Genomic DNA, 2564 nt, shown 5'->3' with positions numbered 1-2564 from the left:
GGCCCGGCGCGCTGTCCCGGCGGGCGGCTCAGCCGGGCCCGGCGGAACCGGTCGCGGTCCCCGGGGAGCCGGTTCCGCCCCGTCCGGTGCCGTTGCAGCAAGCGCCTCTGGAACGTCTTGTAACGAACTAGTGCCGGTTGGCGTGTACGCCTGGATTCGCCCGGCGGTGGGCCGGTTAAACTCGCCCGGCTGTACGAAAGATGATGTTGACGGGGTGAATACGTCCGATGAGCGACACCAGCACGGCCAAGCAGCTGTCTGCCGACTCTGGGGAGAACGCCGGCCACGGCCGGCATCGCGGTGAGGTCGCGGCCAAGGAGAGCGACACGGCTCCCCACGGCCGGCACCGCAGGCCCGCCGAGGAGACCACCGAGGCGGCCGCCTGAGGCCGAACAGCGGGAAGGAAGAGGGGGCACCGGCCGGTGCCCCCTCTTCTTCTATGTCCCGCTTCTCTATGTCCCGCTTTTCCATGCCCACTTCTCTATGTGCCGCCCTCGGGCGGCGAGTCGGGCAGGTCCGGCTCGACGCCCGTCGCGGGCAGGTCCGGCTCCCCTCGTCGGTCCGGTTTCAGGAGTGCTCCACGACGGTGTCCGCGAGCACGGGCGCGTCGTCCCGCTCGGCGGCGCCCACGGCGACCCGCACCCGGCCCGCCTCCTGCCGCCACATGCGGATGCGCAGGGTCTCGCCGGGGAAGACGACGCCGGCGAACCGGGTGGTGTACGACCGCACCCGCCCCACGTCGCCGTCGAGCAGGGTGTCGACCACGGCCTTGAGCGTCATGCCGTAGGTGCACAGCCCGTGCAGGATGGGCCGGTCGAACCCGGCGCGCTCGGCGAACTCGGGGTCGGCGTGCAGCGGGTTGTCGTCGCCGGACAGGCGGTAGAGCAGGGCCTGGTCGGGGCGGACGGGGCGCTCGACCATCCGGTCGGGCGGCCCGGCCGGCTCCGGTGTGCGGGCCGAGGGGCCCCGCTCGCCGCCCCAGCCGCCCTCGCCCCGCACGAAGATCTGCGCGTCGTTCGTCCACAGCGCGCCCCGGTCGTCGGCCACGTCGGTGCGCAGGACGAGGACGGCGGCCTTCCCCTTGTCGTACACGGCGACGATGCGGGAGGTGGCGATGGCGGTGCCGGCCACCGGGATGGGCCGGTGCAGGCGCAGGGTCTGTCCGCCGTGCAGCACCCTGGCCAGGTCGACGTCGATGCCCGGCATGGACAGTCCGCCGATCACTCCGGGCGCGCCGGCGCCCGCCACGGTGGCGAAGCTGGGCAGCACGTGCAGCCGGGACTCCAGGGTGTAGCGCAGTTCGTCCGGGTCGGTGGCGGGGGTGCCGGCGCCGATGCCCAGGTGGTAGAGCTGCACGTCCTTGGCGGTCCAGGTGATCGGTCCGGAGCGGGGTCCGGCGGCGAGGGCCTTGGCTGCGTCGATGGGCATGGGGCTCCTGAGAGGTGTCGGGACCTCGGCGCGGCCGTCCGCACCGAGGTCGTCCACGGGACGGACCGAGAACGCGTTCCAGTCCAAGCGCCCCCTGTACAGCCGGGTCCTGTGCACCTGAGAAGCGCTGTTGACGGGGCGTCGGTTCCGTCGGGCCGTGACTTTCGTACTGCCCGGGACCGTACATGCGCATCTGCCGCGCGGCCGGGTCCTGCTCGTACTGTCGTAGCCATGACGGAGAAGGACGAGGACACCGCCGTGTCCTTCACGGGGGCGGTCCGGGCATACGGGTCCGTGCGCGCCGTGGACGGGGTGGATCTGCGGATCGCGCGCGGCGAGACGGTGGCCCTGCTGGGCCGCAACGGGGCCGGCAAGTCGACCACGATCGGCCTGCTGCTGGGGCTGTACCCGCCGGACGCCGGCCGGGTGGAGCTGTTCGGCACCGATCCGGAGCGGGCGGTGCGGGCCGGCCGGGTGGGCGCGATGCTCCAGGACGCCCGGCCGGTGCCCCGGGTCACCGTGGGCGAGCTGGTCGGCTTTGTGGCCTCCCGCTACCCGGCGCCGATGCCGGTGCCCCGGGCGCTGGAGCTGGCCGGGATCGCCGCGCTGGCCGGGCGCCGGGTGGACCGGCTGTCGGGCGGGCAGGTGCAGCGGGTGCGGTTCGCGGTGGCGCGGGCCGGCGATCCCTCGCTGCTGGTGCTGGACGAGCCGACGGCGGCGCTGGACGTGGCGGCGCGGCACGCGTTCTGGGAGGCGATGCGCGGCTACGCCCGGCGCGGCCACACCGTCGTCTTCTCCACCCACTACCTGGAGGAGGCGGACGACTTCGCCGACCGGATCGTGGTCATGGACCGGGGCCGGGTCGTCGCCGACGGCACCGGCGAGGAGCTGCGGCGCGCGGCGGGCGGCAGCCTGGTCACCGTGACCCTCGCGGGCCGCGCCCCGGACGGGCTCGCCCTGCTGCCCGGCGTCCGCTCGCTGGAGGTGCACGGCGACCGGGCCCGGCTGCGCACCGACGACTCCGACGCGACGGTGATCGCGCTGGCCGAACTGGGCGCGATACGGGGGCTGGAGGTCGCGCCCGCGTCGCTGGACGACGCGTTCCTGGCGCTCACGTCGCCGCCCCACCACGACGG

General features: G+C 74.4%; 3 protein-coding genes. 2 read left to right on the top strand and 1 reads right to left on the bottom strand.

What is annotated here, in order from left to right; translation table 11 throughout:
* Positions 1-227: 227 nt before the first annotated feature.
* Positions 228-386, top strand: a complete 159-nt coding sequence (locus tag FRZ03_RS38805) for a hypothetical protein (protein ID WP_186785261.1) — start codon at positions 228-230, stop codon at positions 384-386.
* A gap of 181 nt (positions 387-567) precedes the next feature.
* Here FRZ03_RS38805 and FRZ03_RS04990 read toward each other — a convergent pair whose 3' ends face one another.
* Entirely contained in the window at positions 568-1428 is an 861-nt protein-coding gene (locus tag FRZ03_RS04990; protein ID WP_146463904.1) for a MaoC/PaaZ C-terminal domain-containing protein, read from the bottom strand.
* 231 nt (positions 1429-1659) lie between these two features.
* Here FRZ03_RS04990 and FRZ03_RS04985 point away from each other — a divergent pair.
* Positions 1660-2564 (top strand): ABC transporter ATP-binding protein (locus tag FRZ03_RS04985; protein ID WP_146463919.1); only part of this gene is annotated, 905 nt, incomplete at its 3' end.

This window comes from Streptomyces misionensis, assembly GCF_007896895.1.
Taxonomy (GTDB): Bacteria; Actinomycetota; Actinomycetes; order Streptomycetales; family Streptomycetaceae; genus Streptomyces; species Streptomyces misionensis_A.
The sequence above is the reverse complement of the archived record's forward strand: the minus strand, read 5'-3'. Positions and strand labels throughout refer to the sequence as shown.